The organism is Burkholderia cepacia complex sp. TUM26381, from assembly GCF_057439935.1.
Genome location: NZ_CM172007.1, coordinates 393329 through 410038 on the forward strand (window position 1 = coordinate 393329; position 16710 = coordinate 410038).

The window sequence follows — 16710 nt, forward strand, 5'->3', positions numbered from 1 at the left end:
AGAGGTCGAACGAAACGCCGGGCGGCATTTCTGAATGACTTGCATGATATTGGCAAAATGTGTCATTTTTTGGAAATTGTGGCATTCGTCACGGGTTTGTCATCGAACGCTGTGATCCTTCGGTTGCCGCGCGAAACCAACCGCAGCGCGGTAGCGCGGCGGGCCGTCGTTCGGCCTGCCCGGAGATAACAGAGAGCCGGATCGTGCCCCGGCCGTTTGGTGTTCCGCCTACGGAGAAGTCAGATGACACTGCAGAAACCCTCGCGCGCCGCTGCCGGCGCGTTCCGCAAGCTCGCGCTGGCCGCCTGCGCCGCCGGTCTGCTGCAAGGTGCCGCGATGCCGGCGCATGCGGCAAACGCGGTCGTGCTGTACACGGCGGACGGTCTCGAGAACCTCTATCGCGATGTGCTGCCGGCCTTCGAGAAGAAGGAAGGCGTCAAGGTCAACATCGTGACGGCAGGTAGCGGCGAGGTCGTGAACCGCGCGAACATCGAGAAGAATTCGCCGAAGGCCGACGTGATCGTCACGCTGCCGCCGTTCATCCAGCAAGCCGGCCAGATGGGCCTGCTGCAGCCGTACCAGAGCGTGAACTACAAGAACGTGCCGGCCATCGCGAAGGCTGAGGACGGCACGTGGGCGACGTTCGTGAACAACTACTTCTCGTTCGCGATCAACCCGGACGTCGTGAAGAACCAGCCGAAGACGTTCGCCGACCTGCTGTCGCCGACCTATGCGGGCAAGGTCGCTTACTCGAACCCGGCCACGGCCGGCGACGGGATGGCCGTGCTGATCCTGACGACGTCGCTGATGGGCGAGGACAAGGCATTCGACTACCTCGCGAAGCTGTCGCAGAGCGTGAAATTCCACACGAAGGGCACGGGCTACCTGAACGTGCTGCTGTCGCGTAACGAGATCAGCGTCGCGAACGGCGACCTGCAGATGGACCTCGACGACGCCGAACACGGCGCGCTGTCCGTCAAGCCGATCTTCCTGGCCGCGAAGGACGGCGACCAGCCGACCACGTTCCAGCTCCCGTACGGCATCGGCCTGATCAAGAGCGGCCCGAACCAGGACGTGGGCAAGAAGCTGATCGACTACCTGATGTCGACGGAAGTGCAGGCGAAGGTGCCGGACATGTACGGCATCCCGGGCCGCACGGACGTGCCGCTGGCCGGCAAGAACGGCGAAGCGGTCAAGAAGGCGATCGCGGGCGTGAAGCTGATCCCGGTCGACTGGACCCAGGTGATGGCGAAGAAGCCGGTGTGGATCGAGCGCTGGAAGAAGGACGTGATCGGCAGCTCGGGCAAGCAGCTCGACGTCGTCAAGCCGAAGTGATCGGCACACGCCGCCTGTATTAGTGAGCGAGAGGATGAACCCGGTGGAAACCACCCTGACCCATCCCGGCGCATTCGGCGCCGCCGAACCGCACGCGACGCTGCGGTCCGGCGCGCCGGGCGGCGTGCAGATCGAACACCTGAGCGTGCGCTACGGCGCACGCACGGTGCTGGAAGATCTGTCGCTGTCGATCGGTGCCGGTGAATTTCTGACCGTGCTCGGCAAGAGCGGCTGCGGCAAGACCACGCTGCTGCGCTTCATCGCCGGGTTCGTGAAGGCCGATGGCCTGACCGGCACGCTGACCGTTGCCGGGCGCGACCTGACCTACGCGCCGCCGCACAAGCGCAATCTCGGTCTGCTGTTCCAGAATTACGCGCTGTTCCCGCACCTGTCGGTGTTCGAGAACGTCGCATTCGGGCTGCGCGCACGCGGCATGGCGTCGTCGGAAGTGACGCGCCGCGTCGCCGACGCGCTGAAGCTCGTGCAGCTCGGCGATGCGGGCCATCATCTGCCCGCGCAGCTGTCTGGCGGGATGCAGCAGCGCGTCGCGCTGGCACGCGCGCTCGTGATCGAGCCGGACGTGCTGCTGCTCGACGAGCCGCTGTCGGCGCTCGACGCCAACCTGCGCGCATCGGTGCGCAGCGAACTGAAGGCGCTGCACGAGCGCCTGCCGAACCTGACCGTCGTCTGTGTGACGCACGACCGCGACGACGCGCTCGTGCTGTCCGACCGCGCGCTGCTGATGCGCGACGGCCACATCGCGCAGCTCGGCACGCCGCAGCAGTTGTACGACGCGCCGCGGGACGGCTACGTCGCACGCTATCTCGGCCCGGCGAACCTGCTGCCGCCGCACGTGATCTTCCCGGTCGGCGATCCGCGCCACGACGTACGCGACAAGGTCGCATGCGTGCGCCCCGAGCGCCTGACCGTGATGCCGCCGTCGGCCGGTGGCCTGCACGGTACGGTGGCATCCGTCGAATGGCAGGGCGCGGACCTGTCGATCGCGGTCGTGATCGACGCGGCGCCCGGCGAGCCCGTGCGCGTCACGATGCAACGCGGCCGCGGCGCGGCCCCCGAGCGCGGTGCGCGCGTGTCCCTGCAATGCGAGGCAGACGATGTCGTCCTTATCGAGCCCTGAAGCCGGCCTGCCGCCGCACGTGCTCGCGTCGGCCGCCGCGCACGCCGCCGCCGCACGGCGCCGCAAGCGCATGGGCGACCTGCACCTGGCCGCGCTCGCGATCGTCGTGCTCGGCCCGCTCGTCGTCTATCCGCTGGTGCGGCTCGTGCTGCTGAGCGTGTCGGGCGATCACGGGTTGAGTTTCGCCGCGTACCGGACCTTCTTCGGCAACCCCGACACGCGCAGCGTGCTGATGACGACGCTCGGCGTGCTGTTCGCGAGCGCCGGCACCGCATCGGTGCTCGGCGTGCTGCTGGCCGCGCTGCTGTTCTTCAAGCCGTTCCCGGGCGCATCGCTCGTCACGCGCTTCCTGGAACTCTACGTCGCGTTCCCGTCGTTCCTCGTCGCGTTCACGCTGATCTTCCTGTACGGCTCGCAAGGGTCGATCAGCATTGCGCTGCAGCACCTGTTCCATCTGGAGAATCCGCCGCTCGATTTCCTGTTCGGCATCGGCGGCGTGATTCTCGCGCAGACCGTGTTCTATACGCCGTTCGTCGTGCGGCCGACGCTCGCGTCGTTCGCGACGCTCGACCTGCGTCTGATCGAAGCCGCGCGCAGCCTCGGCGCGCCCGGCTGGATGCTCGCGCGTCGCGTCGTGCTGCCGATCGCGTGGCCGGGCATCGCCGCCGGCACCGTGCTGTGCTTCCTGCTGACGCTGAACGAGTTCGGGATTCTGCTGGTGCTCGGCAGCGCGCGGCTCGTCACGCTGCCGGTCGCGATCTACAGCAGCGCGACCGTCGATCTCGACCTGCCGACCGCGTCGGCCGGCGCGGTCGTGATGCTGGCGTTGTCGCTGGCGCTGTATGCGGTTTATCGCCGGGTGAACCGGCGTGCGACGGGAGGGAACGATGTCCGCTGAATTTCGTATCGGGCAAGCCGTGCCGCGCCACCAGATCGGCTGGAGCGACGCGCTGCTCAAGCATGCGTCGCGCGCCGCGCTCGCGCTGGCCGCATTCGCGTGCTTCTGGTTGTTCGTGCTGCCGGTCGTCGTCGTCGCGCTGTCGAGCGTGTCGACGCAATGGTCGGGCACGATTTTGCCGGCCGGCTACAGCCTGCGCTGGTTCGAGCGGCTCGGGTCGCCGGAATACGACGCGCTGCTGACGAGCCTCGAAATCGGCTTCGGCGTGTCGGCAATCGGCACGGTCCTCGGGCTGTGGCTCGCACTGGCGCTCGAAGGGCGCGACCGTCGCGGCCTCGGCGCGGTGGTCGACGCGCTCGTGATGGTGCCGAACGGCGTGCCGAGCGTCGTGCTCGGGCTCGCGGTGCTGATCGCGTATCACCAGAAGCCGTTCGACCTGTCGAGTTCGGCGGCGATCGTCGTGTTCGTGCAACTCGCGCTGATTCTGCCGTTCTGCTATCGCTGCGCGGCCGCCGCGCTGCGTCCGGAACTGACCGTGCTGCGCGAAGCCGCGGCGAGCCTCGGTGCGCCGCCCGCGATGGTGCTGCGCCGCGTGCTGCTGCCGCAACTCGTGCCGGCGTTGCGCGCGAGCCTCGCGCTCGGCTTCGCGCTGTCGCTCGGCGAGCTCGGTGCGACGCTGACGGTCTATCCGCCGGGCTTCGCGACCGTGCCGATCGTCGTGATCGGCCAGGTGGAGCGCGGCTATTACCTTCCGGCATCGGCGCTGTCGCTGCTGATGCTCGGCGCGTCGCTCGCGGCGCTGCTGCTGATCGCGGCGCGCGTGCCGCGCGGCAAGCGGGCGGCATCATGAACGCCGCGTTCGCATTGCGCCATCCCGGTGACGCGGCACCCGCCGGCGCGTCGACCGGGCTCGCGGGTCGCTCGGTCGACGTCAACGGCCGACGCTACCGGCTGCCGGTCGAGCCGACCGTCGTCGTCTGCGTCGACGGCTGCGAGTACGACTATCTCGAACGGGCGGTGGAAGCGGGCGTCGCGCCGTTCATCGGCCGGATGATCGCGGAAGGCACGGCGTGGCGCGGCGATTGCGTCGTACCGACCTTCACCAACCCGAACAACCTGTCGATCGTCTGCGGCGTGCCGCCGTCGGTCCACGGGATCTGCGGCAACTATTTCTGGGATCCGGCCGCCGACGGCGGGCGCGGTGCCGAAGTGATGATGAACGACCCGGCCTACCTGCGTGCCGGCACGCTGCTCGCGGCGGCGTCCGACGCCGGTGCGCGGGTGGCCGTCGTGACCGCGAAGGACAAGCTGCGCCGGCTGCTCGGCTGGCAGATGCACGGCATCTGCTTCTCCGCGGAGAAGGCGGCGCAGGCGAATCTCGCGGAAAACGGGATCGTCGACGTGCTCGACTGGGTCGGCCTGCCATCGCCGGACGTCTACAGCGCAGCGTTGTCGGAATTCGTGTTCGCAGCCGGCGTGCGGCTCGCGCAGACCCGGCAAGTCGACCTGATGTACCTGTCGACTACCGACTACGTGCAGCACAAGTGCGAGCCGGGCAGTGCGGGCGCGAACGCGTTCTACGCGATGATGGACGGTTACCTCGCGCAGCTCGACGCGCTCGGCTGGGCGATCGGCCTGACCGCCGATCACGGGATGAACGCGAAGCACGACCCGGCGACGGGGCGCCCGAACGTGATCTATCTGCAGGACGCCTTCGACGGCTGGTACGGCGCGCAGGCTGCGCGCGTGATCCTGCCGATCACCGATCCGTACGTCGTGCATCACGGCGCGCTCGGCTCGTTTGCGACCATCTACCTGGCGCCGGGCGTCGACCGGGCCGAGGCGATGTGGCGCGTCGGCGGCCTCGACGGCGTCGAGCTCGTGCTCGACAACGCGGAAGCCGCTGCCCGTTTCGAGTTGCCGGCCGACCGGATCGGCGATCTCGTCGTGATCGGCCGCCGCGACATGACGCTCGGCACGCGCGAGCGCGAACACGATCTGTCAGGCCTCACGGTGCCGCTGCGTTCGCACGGCGGCGTGTCGGAGCAGGAAGTGCCGCTGCTGTTCAACCGGCGTATCGAGCGGGACGATCCCGCGCGTCGCCCGCGCAACTTCGACGTGTTCGATTTCGTGCTGAACCGGGTCACGACATGATGGCGCATCCCCGGCAAGACCATCCGTCCTTTCGCGCAGAAGCGCTGCGCTGGTGCGGCACGCGCGCGACGCGCGAACGCACGCTCGACGTCACCGACCCGTACACGGGCACGCGCGTCGGGACGGCGCCGCTCGCGAGCGTCGACGACGTGCGCGCGGCGTTCGATTACGCGATGGCCTACCGGCCGAAGCTCACCCGCTACGAGCGCTCACAGATCCTCGAACGTGCGGCTGCGCTGCTGCGCGAGCGCACCGAGGAAGCGTCCGACCTGATCACGCTCGAATCGGGGCTGTCGAAGCAGGATTCCCGCTACGAGATCGGCCGTGTCGCCGACGTGCTGAAGTTCGCGGCAGTCGAGGCATTACGCGACGATTCGCAAAGTTTCTCGTGCGACCTGACGCCTCACGGCAAGGCGCGGCGCGTGTTTTCGCAGCGGCAGCCGCTCGATGGCGTGATCGTCGCCATCACGCCGTTCAATCATCCGATGAACCAGGTGGCGCACAAGATCGCGCCGGCGATCGCGACCAACAACCGCGTGATCGTGAAGCCGTCGGAGAAGGTGCCGTTGTCGGCGTTCTATCTGGCCGACCTGCTGTATGAAGCAGGATTGCCGGAGCCGATGCTGCAGGTGCTGACGGGCGACCCGGCGGAGATCGCGGACGAACTCGTCACGCATCCGCATGCGTCGCTGATCACCTTTACGGGCGGCGTCGCGATCGGCAAGGCGATTGCCGCGCGGGCCGGCTACCGGCGCATCGTGCTGGAACTGGGCGGCAACGATCCGCTGATCGTGCTCGATGACGCCGATCTCGAACGTGCGGCGTCGCTGGCGGTGCTCGGCTCGTACCGGAATTCGGGCCAGCGCTGTACGGCCGTCAAGCGGATGCTGGTGCAGCGTTCGATCGCACCCGCATTCACCGAATTGCTGGTCGAGAAGACGCGCGCATGGAACTACGGCGATCCGTTCGATCCCGCCAATGAAATGGGCACGGTGATCGACGAGGCGGCGGCGCGGCTGTTCGAGGCGCGCGTGGACGAGGCGGTCGCGCAGGGCGCGCGCCTGCTGACCGGCAACGTGCGGCGCGGCGCGTTGTATTCGCCGACCGTGCTCGACAACGTCGATCCGTCGATGACGATCGTGCGCGAGGAGACCTTCGGGCCGGTGTCGCCGGTGATGACGTTCGATACGATCGACGATGCGATCCGGATCAGCAACGGGACGGCGTTCGGGCTGTCGTCGGGGGTGTGTACCGACAGCACGTCGGCGGTCGTGCGGTTCGTGAACGAACTGAACGTCGGCACGGTGAATGTATGGGAAGTGCCCGGATACCGGATCGAGCTGTCGCCGTTCGGCGGGATCAAGGATTCCGGGCTCGGTTACAAGGAAGGCGTTCAGGAGGCGATGAAGAGCTTCACGAACCTGAAGACGTTTTCGCTGCCTTGGGAGTAAACGAATGGCATTGACGGTGGAAGAGATCCACGGGCTGTACCGGGAACATGGCCATGTGGCCTATAGCGGAGAGCCGGTCACGCAACTCGAGCATGCGTTGCAGAGCGCCTTGCTGGCGGAAGAGGCGGGCGCCGGCGAAGCATTGGTCGCGGCGGCATTCCTGCACGACCTCGGCCATCTGCTGAATCGCCAGGGCGAGACGCCGAGTGCGCGCGGGATCGACGATCTGCATCAGTATTACGTGCTGCCGTTTCTGCGGCCGCTGTTTTCCGACGCGGTGCTGGAGCCGATCCGGCTGCACGTCGATGCGAAGCGCTGCCTGTGCCGCACGGACGCCGGCTACTTCGAGAGCCTGTCGCCGGACTCGGTGCGCAGTCTCGCGCTGCAGGGCGGCATCTTCAGCGAAGAGGAAACGACGGCATTCCTGCAGCGCCCGTTCGCGGAGGACGCGCTGCGTCTGCGCCGCTGGGACGACACGGCGAAAGAGGAAGGAAAAGTGACGCCGGATCTCGATCACTATATGGAGATCGTCGCGCGCCAGGTGCGCACGGACTGACGGTTTGGCCGCCTCTATATAAGGCCCCGCACGCGGCAGCGTGCGGGGCCTTATATTTTTTGCGAAACCCCTTGCGCGATTGTCGGGAGCTGCATAGAATCACGCCTCTTTCGCGCTAACGGAAACACGGCGCGGGAGGAAGGGAAGCGGTGCTGTTGAGGTCCGGTGGTAGCGGCCTCGGCGGTACAGGAAGTTGAGCCCCGCAGTCGCAACGATGTAGTAAAAAAGTTGTTGACGAGCTGCGAAACACGGTTCATAATCTCGCTTCTCTGCTGCTGAAAACGCAGCGCTGCTGAGAAACACGAAGTTCCTCGCAGAAATGCTCTTTAAAAATTAACAGCCGATAAGTGTGGGCGCTTGATGGAAGCGAGCTGATCCTCGGATCAGATAGCGAAAGTATCAAGAGTCTCACACTAAAGTAAGTCAGGTTTATGAAGTGATTCATATTCCTGTCAGCTTTGAGTGAGCGACCGGTTCTTAACTGAACCGAAAACAGTAACAGGTTTAAACTGAAGAGTTTGATCCTGGCTCAGATTGAACGCTGGCGGCATGCCTTACACATGCAAGTCGAACGGCAGCACGGGTGCTTGCACCTGGTGGCGAGTGGCGAACGGGTGAGTAATACATCGGAACATGTCCTGTAGTGGGGGATAGCCCGGCGAAAGCCGGATTAATACCGCATACGATCTACGGATGAAAGCGGGGGACCTTCGGGCCTCGCGCTATAGGGTTGGCCGATGGCTGATTAGCTAGTTGGTGGGGTAAAGGCCTACCAAGGCGACGATCAGTAGCTGGTCTGAGAGGACGACCAGCCACACTGGGACTGAGACACGGCCCAGACTCCTACGGGAGGCAGCAGTGGGGAATTTTGGACAATGGGCGAAAGCCTGATCCAGCAATGCCGCGTGTGTGAAGAAGGCCTTCGGGTTGTAAAGCACTTTTGTCCGGAAAGAAATCCTTGACCCTAATACGGTCGGGGGATGACGGTACCGGAAGAATAAGCACCGGCTAACTACGTGCCAGCAGCCGCGGTAATACGTAGGGTGCGAGCGTTAATCGGAATTACTGGGCGTAAAGCGTGCGCAGGCGGTTTGCTAAGACCGATGTGAAATCCCCGGGCTCAACCTGGGAACTGCATTGGTGACTGGCAGGCTAGAGTATGGCAGAGGGGGGTAGAATTCCACGTGTAGCAGTGAAATGCGTAGAGATGTGGAGGAATACCGATGGCGAAGGCAGCCCCCTGGGCCAATACTGACGCTCATGCACGAAAGCGTGGGGAGCAAACAGGATTAGATACCCTGGTAGTCCACGCCCTAAACGATGTCAACTAGTTGTTGGGGATTCATTTCCTTAGTAACGTAGCTAACGCGTGAAGTTGACCGCCTGGGGAGTACGGTCGCAAGATTAAAACTCAAAGGAATTGACGGGGACCCGCACAAGCGGTGGATGATGTGGATTAATTCGATGCAACGCGAAAAACCTTACCTACCCTTGACATGGTCGGAATCCTGCTGAGAGGTGGGAGTGCTCGAAAGAGAACCGGCGCACAGGTGCTGCATGGCTGTCGTCAGCTCGTGTCGTGAGATGTTGGGTTAAGTCCCGCAACGAGCGCAACCCTTGTCCTTAGTTGCTACGCAAGAGCACTCTAAGGAGACTGCCGGTGACAAACCGGAGGAAGGTGGGGATGACGTCAAGTCCTCATGGCCCTTATGGGTAGGGCTTCACACGTCATACAATGGTCGGAACAGAGGGTTGCCAACCCGCGAGGGGGAGCTAATCCCAGAAAACCGATCGTAGTCCGGATTGCACTCTGCAACTCGAGTGCATGAAGCTGGAATCGCTAGTAATCGCGGATCAGCATGCCGCGGTGAATACGTTCCCGGGTCTTGTACACACCGCCCGTCACACCATGGGAGTGGGTTTTACCAGAAGTGGCTAGTCTAACCGCAAGGAGGACGGTCACCACGGTAGGATTCATGACTGGGGTGAAGTCGTAACAAGGTAGCCGTATCGGAAGGTGCGGCTGGATCACCTCCTTTCTAGAGCTTCTCGCAAAGTTGAGCGCTCACGCTTATCGGCTGTAAATTTAAAGACAGACTCAGGGGTCTGTAGCTCAGTCGGTTAGAGCACCGTCTTGATAAGGCGGGGGTCGTTGGTTCGAATCCAACCAGACCCACCAATGTCTTGTCTGACTGTAGGTACCTGAGGTCATCTGTACATGGGGGCATAGCTCAGCTGGGAGAGCACCTGCTTTGCAAGCAGGGGGTCGTCGGTTCGATCCCGTCTGCCTCCACCAATCCTCAATGCTAAGAGTTTGCTGAAAATTCAGCGAGCGCTTTGCATTGGCGATTGAGCCAGTCAGAGGATATCAATAGATATCGGCTGTCGTTCTTTAACAATCTGGAAGAAGTAAGTAATTTGGATAGCGGAAGCGTCTTGAGATGGACGTGAAAACTATCCGGGTTGTGATTGTATCGATGTATCTCAAGATGATTCGAACTCTATGTTTGACTCAATTGGAATACGGCACAAATGCGAGAACTCAACCTGTAGCGACTGTAGCGTCGAAAGATGAGACAGACTCGTTATAGGGTCAAGCGAACAAGTGCATGTGGTGGATGCCTTGGCGATCACAGGCGATGAAGGACGCGGTAGCCTGCGAAAAGCTACGGGGAGCTGGCAAACGAGCTTTGATCCGTAGATGTCCGAATGGGGAAACCCACTCCTTTTGGAGTATCCATGGCTGAATACATAGGCCATGCGAAGCGAACGCGGTGAACTGAAACATCTAAGTAACCGCAGGAAAAGAAATCAACCGAGATTCCCAAAGTAGTGGCGAGCGAAATGGGATGAGCCTTGCACTCTTTATTTGTATTGTTAGCCGAACGCTCTGGAAAGTGCGGCCATAGCGGGTGATAGCCCCGTAGGCGAAAACAGTATGAAAGAACTAGGTGTGCGACAAGTAGGGCGGGACACGTGAAATCCTGTCTGAAGATGGGGGGACCATCCTCCAAGGCTAAATACTCGTGATCGACCGATAGTGAACCAGTACCGTGAGGGAAAGGCGAAAAGAACCCCGGGAGGGGAGTGAAATAGATCCTGAAACCGCATGCATACAAACAGTCGGAGCCTCGTAAGGGGTGACGGCGTACCTTTTGTATAATGGGTCAGCGACTTACGTTCAGTAGCAAGCTTAACCGTATAGGGCAGGCGTAGCGAAAGCGAGTCCGAATAGGGCGTTCAGTTGCTGGGCGTAGACCCGAAACCAAGTGATCTATCCATGGCCAGGATGAAGGTGCGGTAACACGTACTGGAGGTCCGAACCCACTAACGTTGAAAAGTTAGGGGATGAGCTGTGGATAGGGGTGAAAGGCTAAACAAACTTGGAAATAGCTGGTTCTCTCCGAAAACTATTTAGGTAGTGCCTCGTGTCTCACCTTCGGGGGTAGAGCACTGTCATGGTTGGGGGGTCTATTGCAGATTACCCCGCCATAGCAAACTCCGAATACCGAAGAGTGCAATCACGGGAGACAGACATCGGGTGCTAACGTCCGGTGTCAAGAGGGAAACAACCCAGACCGCCAGCTAAGGTCCCCAAATATAGCTAAGTGGGAAACGAAGTGGGAAGGCTAAAACAGTCAGGAGGTTGGCTTAGAAGCAGCCACCCTTTAAAGAAAGCGTAATAGCTCACTGATCGAGTCGTCCTGCGCGGAAGATGTAACGGGGCTAAGCTATATACCGAAGCTGCGGATGCGTGCTTTGCACGCATGGTAGGAGAGCGTTCCGTAAGCCTGCGAAGGTGCGTTGAAAAGCGTGCTGGAGGTATCGGAAGTGCGAATGCTGACATGAGTAGCGATAAAGGGGGTGAAAGGCCCCCTCGCCGTAAGCCCAAGGTTTCCTACGCAACGTTCATCGGCGTAGGGTGAGTCGGCCCCTAAGGCGAGGCAGAAATGCGTAGCTGATGGGAAGCAGGTCAATATTCCTGCACCATTGTTAGATGCGATGGGGGGACGAATCGCGGAAGGTTGTCCGGGTGTTGGAAGTCCCGGTCGCTGCATTGGAGAAGGCGCTTAGGCAAATCCGGGCGCGGAATTCAAGGGTGTGGCGCGAGCTCCTTAGGGAGCGAAGCAATTGGAAGTGGTTCCAAGAAAAGCCTCTAAGCTTCAGTCTAACGATGACCGTACCGCAAACCGACACAGGTGGGCGAGATGAGTATTCTAAGGCGCTTGAGAGAACTCGGGAGAAGGAACTCGGCAAATTGGTACCGTAACTTCGGGATAAGGTACGCCCTTGTAGCTTGATGCCCCTGCGGGCAAAGGGTGAAGGGGTTGCAATAAACTGGTGGCTGCGACTGTTTAATAAAAACACAGCACTCTGCAAACACGAAAGTGGACGTATAGGGTGTGACGCCTGCCCGGTGCCGGAAGATTAAATGATGGGGTGCAAGCTCTTGATTGAAGTCCCGGTAAACGGCGGCCGTAACTATAACGGTCCTAAGGTAGCGAAATTCCTTGTCGGGTAAGTTCCGACCTGCACGAATGGCGTAACGATGGCCACACTGTCTCCTCCCGAGACTCAGCGAAGTTGAAGTGTTTGTGATGATGCAATCTACCCGCGGCTAGACGGAAAGACCCCATGAACCTTTACTGTAGCTTTGCATTGGACTTTGAACCGATCTGTGTAGGATAGGTGGGAGGCTATGAAACCGGAACGCTAGTTTCGGTGGAGCCGTCCTTGAAATACCACCCTGGTTTGTTTGAGGTTCTAACCTTGGCCCGTGATCCGGGTCGGGGACAGTGCATGGTAGGCAGTTTGACTGGGGCGGTCTCCTCCCAAAGCGTAACGGAGGAGTACGAAGGTACGCTAGGTACGGTCGGAAATCGTGCTGATAGTGCAATGGCATAAGCGTGCTTAACTGCGAGACCGACAAGTCGAGCAGGTGCGAAAGCAGGTCATAGTGATCCGGTGGTTCTGTATGGAAGGGCCATCGCTCAACGGATAAAAGGTACTCTGGGGATAACAGGCTGATACCGCCCAAGAGTTCATATCGACGGCGGTGTTTGGCACCTCGATGTCGGCTCATCTCATCCTGGGGCTGTAGCCGGTCCCAAGGGTATGGCTGTTCGCCATTTAAAGAGGTACGTGAGCTGGGTTTAAAACGTCGTGAGACAGTTTGGTCCCTATCTGCCGTGGGCGTTGGATATTTGAAGGGGGCTGCTCCTAGTACGAGAGGACCGGAGTGGACGAACCTCTGGTGTACCGGTTGTCACGCCAGTGGCATCGCCGGGTAGCTATGTTCGGAAGAGATAACCGCTGAAAGCATCTAAGCGGGAAACTCGCCTTAAGATGAGATATCCCTGGGGACTAGATCCCCTTGAAGGGTCGTTCGAGACCAGGACGTTGATAGGTCAGGTGTGTAAGCGCAGTAATGCGTTCAGCTAACTGATACTAATTGCCCGTAAGGCTTGATCCTATAACAAGTCTGTCTCGACAGCCGTTAGCGCTTCAGCGCTTACGGATGTCGAGCGTCGAGTGCAGCGCACTCGACGTACAGCGGTTGAAGTACCGCATATGTGTGAGATACAACCTCACAACCCAACCAAATTACTGCTTCTTCCAAGATTGGTTGTGCTGCGAAGCAGCGCAACAACCCTCTTTGCCTGATGACCATAGCGAGTCGGTCCCACCCCTTCCCATCCCGAACAGGACCGTGAAACGACTCTACGCCGATGATAGTGCGGATTCCCGTGTGAAAGTAGGTAATCGTCAGGCTCCCTAAGCCAAGAACCCCCGCCCGAAAGGCGGGGGTTTTTGCATTTGAGCGACGGAAATGTGCGTGCCGGCCACGCGAAATGCGCCCGGCGCTGCGGCGCCGACGGGCGTCGATTCGGACCGAGGCCGCATCCACGCCACGCGCCACATTCGACCACCTTCCATCCCGCTTCCACGAGCTTGGCATATAAAGATGTTCCGCCTGCCCAGGTTGCCCGTTCACTTGCATCGGTACTATCGAAGCTGGTGTCCTTCTACTCAGGTATCTGCTGTCTTCGCGATCCACCGCCAGCACCTCTGAAATCCCCGGTACGTTCGTCGATGGGCTGCACCAGCGCACCGTCAGCCGACGTCCTGCCAAGGTCGACGCGCTCAGCTGAGACGTCGTGATAGCCGATGATGAGCGACGTTTGCCGACGATGATCGATAAATCCCGATTCCTGCCGAAAAACTCCCTGCGTGATCCATCTGTCTTTCGACACGCTGTGTCGACCTGATCGTGTGCGCCCTGTACGGACGCATACGAAATCGTCGTAAAAATCTATGCGCATAAAGTCCATTTGCGCGACGTGCCTTGCAGAGCGGAAAGCAGGCCCTTCAGGGTAATATCGCCATTCGTCCCGATTCCCGGCGCTTGTCCACGTCTGCCGGCGGTCGGTGTCTTCCGCATTCCGTCTCCTGCATCGTTCATGACTGACAGCCCTGCCCAAGGTGGTCGGACGACCGACTTCTTGCCGTATCTCGTCGCCGCAACGTTCTTCATGGAGTACCTCGACACGACCGTGATCGCGACCGCGCTGCCGCAAATGGCGCGCTCGTTCGGCGTCGGACCGAACGCGCTGAGTCTCGGGATGACCGCGTACATGCTGGCGCTGGCGGTGTTCATTCCGATCAGCGGCTGGATCGCCGATCGCTACGGTTCGCGCACGGTGTTCGCGAGCGCCATCGTCGTCTTTACCGGTGCGTCGGTGCTGTGCGGGCTGTCTGAAGGTGTGATGTCGTTCACGGCTGCGCGGCTGCTGCAGGGTGTCGGCGGGGCGATGATGGTGCCGGTCGGACGGATGATCGTCGTGCGCAGCACCGACAAGGCCAAGCTGATGCGCGCGATCGCGACAATCACGTGGCCGGGCATCGTCGCGCCCGTCGTCGGGCCGCCGATCGGCGGCTTCATCACGACCTATGCGTCGTGGCGCTGGATCTTCCTGTTGAACGTCCCGTTCGGCATCGCTGCGCTCGTCTGTACCTGGCTGATCGTCCGGAACACGCGGGCCGACGAGCAACGGCCGCTCGACTGGATCGGCTTCGTGCTGGCCGGTGGCGCGCTAACCTGTCTGCTGATTGGCACCGAGGCGGCCGGGCAGCAGGATGTCGACTTCACGCGCGCGGGTGTCCTGGTGGGGGCGAGCGTGCTGTTCGGCATGGCCGCGTGGTTGCATGCGCGGCGTTGCGCGCATCCGCTGCTCGATTTCACGACGCTGAAGGTGCCGACGTTCTCGGTGACGGTGCTCACCGGTTCGGTCACGCGGATGGCGATCAACGCCGTGCCGTACCTGCTGCCGCTGCTGTTCCAGATCGGTTTCGGGTTGTCGCCGTTCCAGTCGGGCCTGCTGCTGCTGGCTAGCGCACTCGGCAATCTGGGGATGAAGGCGGGAACGTCCTGGATTCTCGACCGATACGGCTTCCGGCGCGTTGCACTCGTCGATGTGACGATCGTCGGCTTCTTCACGATCGCGTGCGGTTGGCTGACCGCGTCGACGCCGCTGGCGATCACGCTGCTCGTCGTATTCGTCTACGGACTCACGCGGTCGATGCAGTTCACGACGCTCGCGACGCTCGCCTATGCGGATATCCCGGCTCAGCAGACGAGTGCAGCCAGCACGCTGTGGAGCGCTGCGCAGCAGATGACGATCGGGATGGGGATCGCGTTCGGCGCATTGTCATTGCGTCTCGCGGCACTCGTGCGCGGCGATGCGGCCGGCATGCACTACGTGCTCGACGATTTCCGCTGGGCGTTCGTCGCGGCCGGCGTGCTCGCGCTGCTGACGTTGCCGGGCTATGCGCGGCTGGCTTCCGATGCAGGCGATCGGCTGCGGGCGATCGTGGCGCGAGGGTAGGCCGGACTGCAGGCTGCATGTGCGTGACGACAGGTGAATACGGCTGTTTCTCGTCATTCACCTGAGCGTAGGCCCGTCATGGCCGCGGTGGTTCGACGGTCGGCGCAATCGGTCGCCGTCGCTGCGTGCGAGTGATCACGCTGAATAGCCAATTCCCGATTGCAGGCTTCCCGAGCAATGGCGCGCAGTGCTCCGCGCATGCACCCGGTGCATGGTGAGCGGTGCGGCAGCGTCGCGCCCGTCTCGACTGCCGTTACTGTGCGTCGTGGAAGATGATGCCGACCGTGTGGCGGTGGCCGCTTCGGATCCGGCTCACGCCGTGACGCAGGTTGACGCGATAGACGCCGCGCGTTCCCTGCACGGGCCTGCCATGTACGGCGAAGATCACCGCGTCGCCTTGCATCAGCGGCACCACTTCCGTACGCGACTGCATGCGTGGCCGCTGTTCCGTCAACACGAACTCCCCTCCGGTGAAATCGCGGCCCGGCGCCGACAGCAGGATCGCGACCTGGAGCGGAAACACGTGTTCGCCATAGAGATCCTGATGGAGGCAGTTGTAGTCGTCGGGGCCGTATTGCAGGATCAGCGGCGTTGGTCGCGTCTGTCCCGCCGCGTGGCAGCGATCGAGGAATGTCGTGTGGTCTTTCGGATAGCGGACGTCGATCCCGAGTGCCTGGTTCCAGCGATTCGCGATCGGCGCGAGATGCGGGTAGAGCGTCGCGCGCAATTCGGCGATGAGCGCAGGCAACGGGTACGCGAAGTACTTGTATTCGCCGCGGCCGAACCCGTGCCGTGCCATCACGACGCGTGAACGATAGAGCGCATCCCGTGGATAGAGCGATGCGAGCGCATCGCATTCGCGTGCCGGCATCAGGCCCGGCACGTGCGCGCATCCGTAGCGATCGAGTTCGGTATCGACGGTCGACCAGTCGATCGCGTCGACGCGTTGTGCGATGTCCGTCGATTCGACGGCAGGTTGCAGATCGGCAATGTTCACAGGTGCACCTCGATTCATCCGCAACGTGGCGCCGTGCGATTGCGCACGGTCGAATCCACGACGAAAGTTGATGAACCCAGTCTAGCGACGTCCGTGTGCGGATGCGTTCCAGATCTTGCGCTTCAATTCGGAGGGGGAAACGGGGAGACGCGGCACCGACATACCCAATGAGGTGACGTGCTCGAGCGAAGAGGCGAAGAGGCGAAGAGGCGAAGAGGCGAAGAGGCGAAGAGGCGAAGAGGCGAAGAGGCGAAGAGGCGAAGAGGCGAAGAGGCGAAGAGGCGAAGAGGCGAAG

General features: G+C 61.8%; 9 protein-coding genes, 2 tRNA genes and 3 rRNA genes. 13 read left to right on the forward strand and 1 reads right to left on the reverse strand.

The window, feature by feature from the left end:
- Nucleotides 1–243 precede the first annotated feature (243 nt).
- From phnS to ACWMMN_RS18690, 13 genes are all read left to right on the forward strand, one after another.
- Nucleotides 244–1335: a 2-aminoethylphosphonate ABC transporter substrate-binding protein gene (gene phnS, locus ACWMMN_RS18630; protein WP_059238875.1), complete on the forward strand. Its 1092-nt coding sequence runs from the start codon at nucleotides 244–246 to the stop codon at nucleotides 1333–1335.
- Nucleotides 1336–1369: 34 nt separating this feature from the next.
- Entirely contained in the window at nucleotides 1370–2473 is a 1104-nt protein-coding gene (gene phnT, locus ACWMMN_RS18635; RefSeq protein ID WP_059238877.1) for a 2-aminoethylphosphonate ABC transport system ATP-binding subunit PhnT, read from the forward strand.
- The gene (phnU, locus tag ACWMMN_RS18640) at nucleotides 2451–3371 is read left to right on the forward strand and encodes a 2-aminoethylphosphonate ABC transporter permease subunit (RefSeq protein WP_322089118.1); all 921 of its coding nucleotides are present in this window, start codon (nucleotides 2451–2453) and stop codon (nucleotides 3369–3371) included. Before phnT ends, phnU begins: the two co-directional genes overlap by 23 nt.
- Nucleotides 3361–4221, forward strand: coding sequence for a 2-aminoethylphosphonate ABC transport system, membrane component PhnV (phnV, locus tag ACWMMN_RS18645; protein WP_174993691.1), 861 nt, complete (start codon nucleotides 3361–3363; stop codon nucleotides 4219–4221). The genes phnU and phnV overlap by 11 nt, the downstream gene beginning before the upstream one ends.
- Nucleotides 4218–5525, forward strand: a complete 1308-nt coding sequence (gene phnA / locus ACWMMN_RS18650; protein ID WP_174993690.1) for a phosphonoacetate hydrolase — start codon at nucleotides 4218–4220, stop codon at nucleotides 5523–5525. Before phnV ends, phnA begins: the two co-directional genes overlap by 4 nt.
- On the forward strand, nucleotides 5522–6976 hold the full coding sequence (phnY, locus tag ACWMMN_RS18655) for a phosphonoacetaldehyde dehydrogenase (protein ID WP_174993689.1): 1455 nt from the start codon (nucleotides 5522–5524) through the stop codon (nucleotides 6974–6976). The genes phnA and phnY overlap by 4 nt, the downstream gene beginning before the upstream one ends.
- Nucleotides 6977–6980: 4 nt before the next feature.
- Nucleotides 6981–7532, forward strand: a complete 552-nt coding sequence (locus ACWMMN_RS18660; protein WP_059238889.1) for a phosphonate degradation HD-domain oxygenase — start codon at nucleotides 6981–6983, stop codon at nucleotides 7530–7532.
- A 506-nt stretch (nucleotides 7533–8038) separates the two neighbouring features.
- A 16S ribosomal RNA gene (locus tag ACWMMN_RS18665) occupies nucleotides 8039–9571 on the forward strand.
- Nucleotides 9572–9634: 63 nt separating this feature from the next.
- Nucleotides 9635–9711 (forward strand) — tRNA-Ile (locus tag ACWMMN_RS18670).
- 41 nt (nucleotides 9712–9752) lie between these two features.
- Nucleotides 9753–9828 (forward strand) — tRNA-Ala (locus ACWMMN_RS18675).
- 295 nt (nucleotides 9829–10123) lie between these two features.
- Nucleotides 10124–13005, forward strand: a 23S ribosomal RNA gene (locus ACWMMN_RS18680).
- A 186-nt stretch (nucleotides 13006–13191) separates the two neighbouring features.
- Nucleotides 13192–13304 (forward strand): 5S ribosomal RNA (gene rrf / locus ACWMMN_RS18685).
- Together the 16S, 23S and 5S rRNA genes with 2 tRNA genes alongside form the textbook arrangement of a ribosomal RNA operon.
- 689 nt (nucleotides 13305–13993) lie before the next feature.
- Nucleotides 13994–15418, forward strand: a complete 1425-nt coding sequence (locus ACWMMN_RS18690) for a DHA2 family efflux MFS transporter permease subunit (RefSeq protein WP_059238890.1) — start codon at nucleotides 13994–13996, stop codon at nucleotides 15416–15418.
- 253 nt (nucleotides 15419–15671) lie between these two features.
- On the opposite strand, the gene ACWMMN_RS18695 is transcribed toward ACWMMN_RS18690, so the two are convergent.
- Nucleotides 15672–16415: a 2OG-Fe(II) oxygenase gene (locus ACWMMN_RS18695; RefSeq protein ID WP_256087147.1), complete on the reverse strand. Its 744-nt coding sequence runs from the start codon at nucleotides 16413–16415 to the stop codon at nucleotides 15672–15674.
- Nucleotides 16416–16710: the final 295 nt, after the last annotated feature.

Coding starts and splice junctions, on each gene's coding strand:
- phnS (WP_059238875.1), top strand. CDS start 244: ATGACACTGCAGAAACCCTCGCGCGCCGCTGCCGGCGCGTTCCGCAAG.
- phnT (WP_059238877.1), top strand. CDS start 1,370: ATGAACCCGGTGGAAACCACCCTGACCCATCCCGGCGCATTCGGCGCC.
- phnU (WP_322089118.1), top strand. CDS start 2,451: ATGTCGTCCTTATCGAGCCCTGAAGCCGGCCTGCCGCCGCACGTGCTC.
- phnV (WP_174993691.1), top strand. CDS start 3,361: ATGTCCGCTGAATTTCGTATCGGGCAAGCCGTGCCGCGCCACCAGATC.
- phnA (WP_174993690.1), top strand. CDS start 4,218: ATGAACGCCGCGTTCGCATTGCGCCATCCCGGTGACGCGGCACCCGCC.
- phnY (WP_174993689.1), top strand. CDS start 5,522: ATGATGGCGCATCCCCGGCAAGACCATCCGTCCTTTCGCGCAGAAGCG.
- ACWMMN_RS18660 (WP_059238889.1), top strand. CDS start 6,981: ATGGCATTGACGGTGGAAGAGATCCACGGGCTGTACCGGGAACATGGC.
- ACWMMN_RS18690 (WP_059238890.1), top strand. CDS start 13,994: ATGACTGACAGCCCTGCCCAAGGTGGTCGGACGACCGACTTCTTGCCG.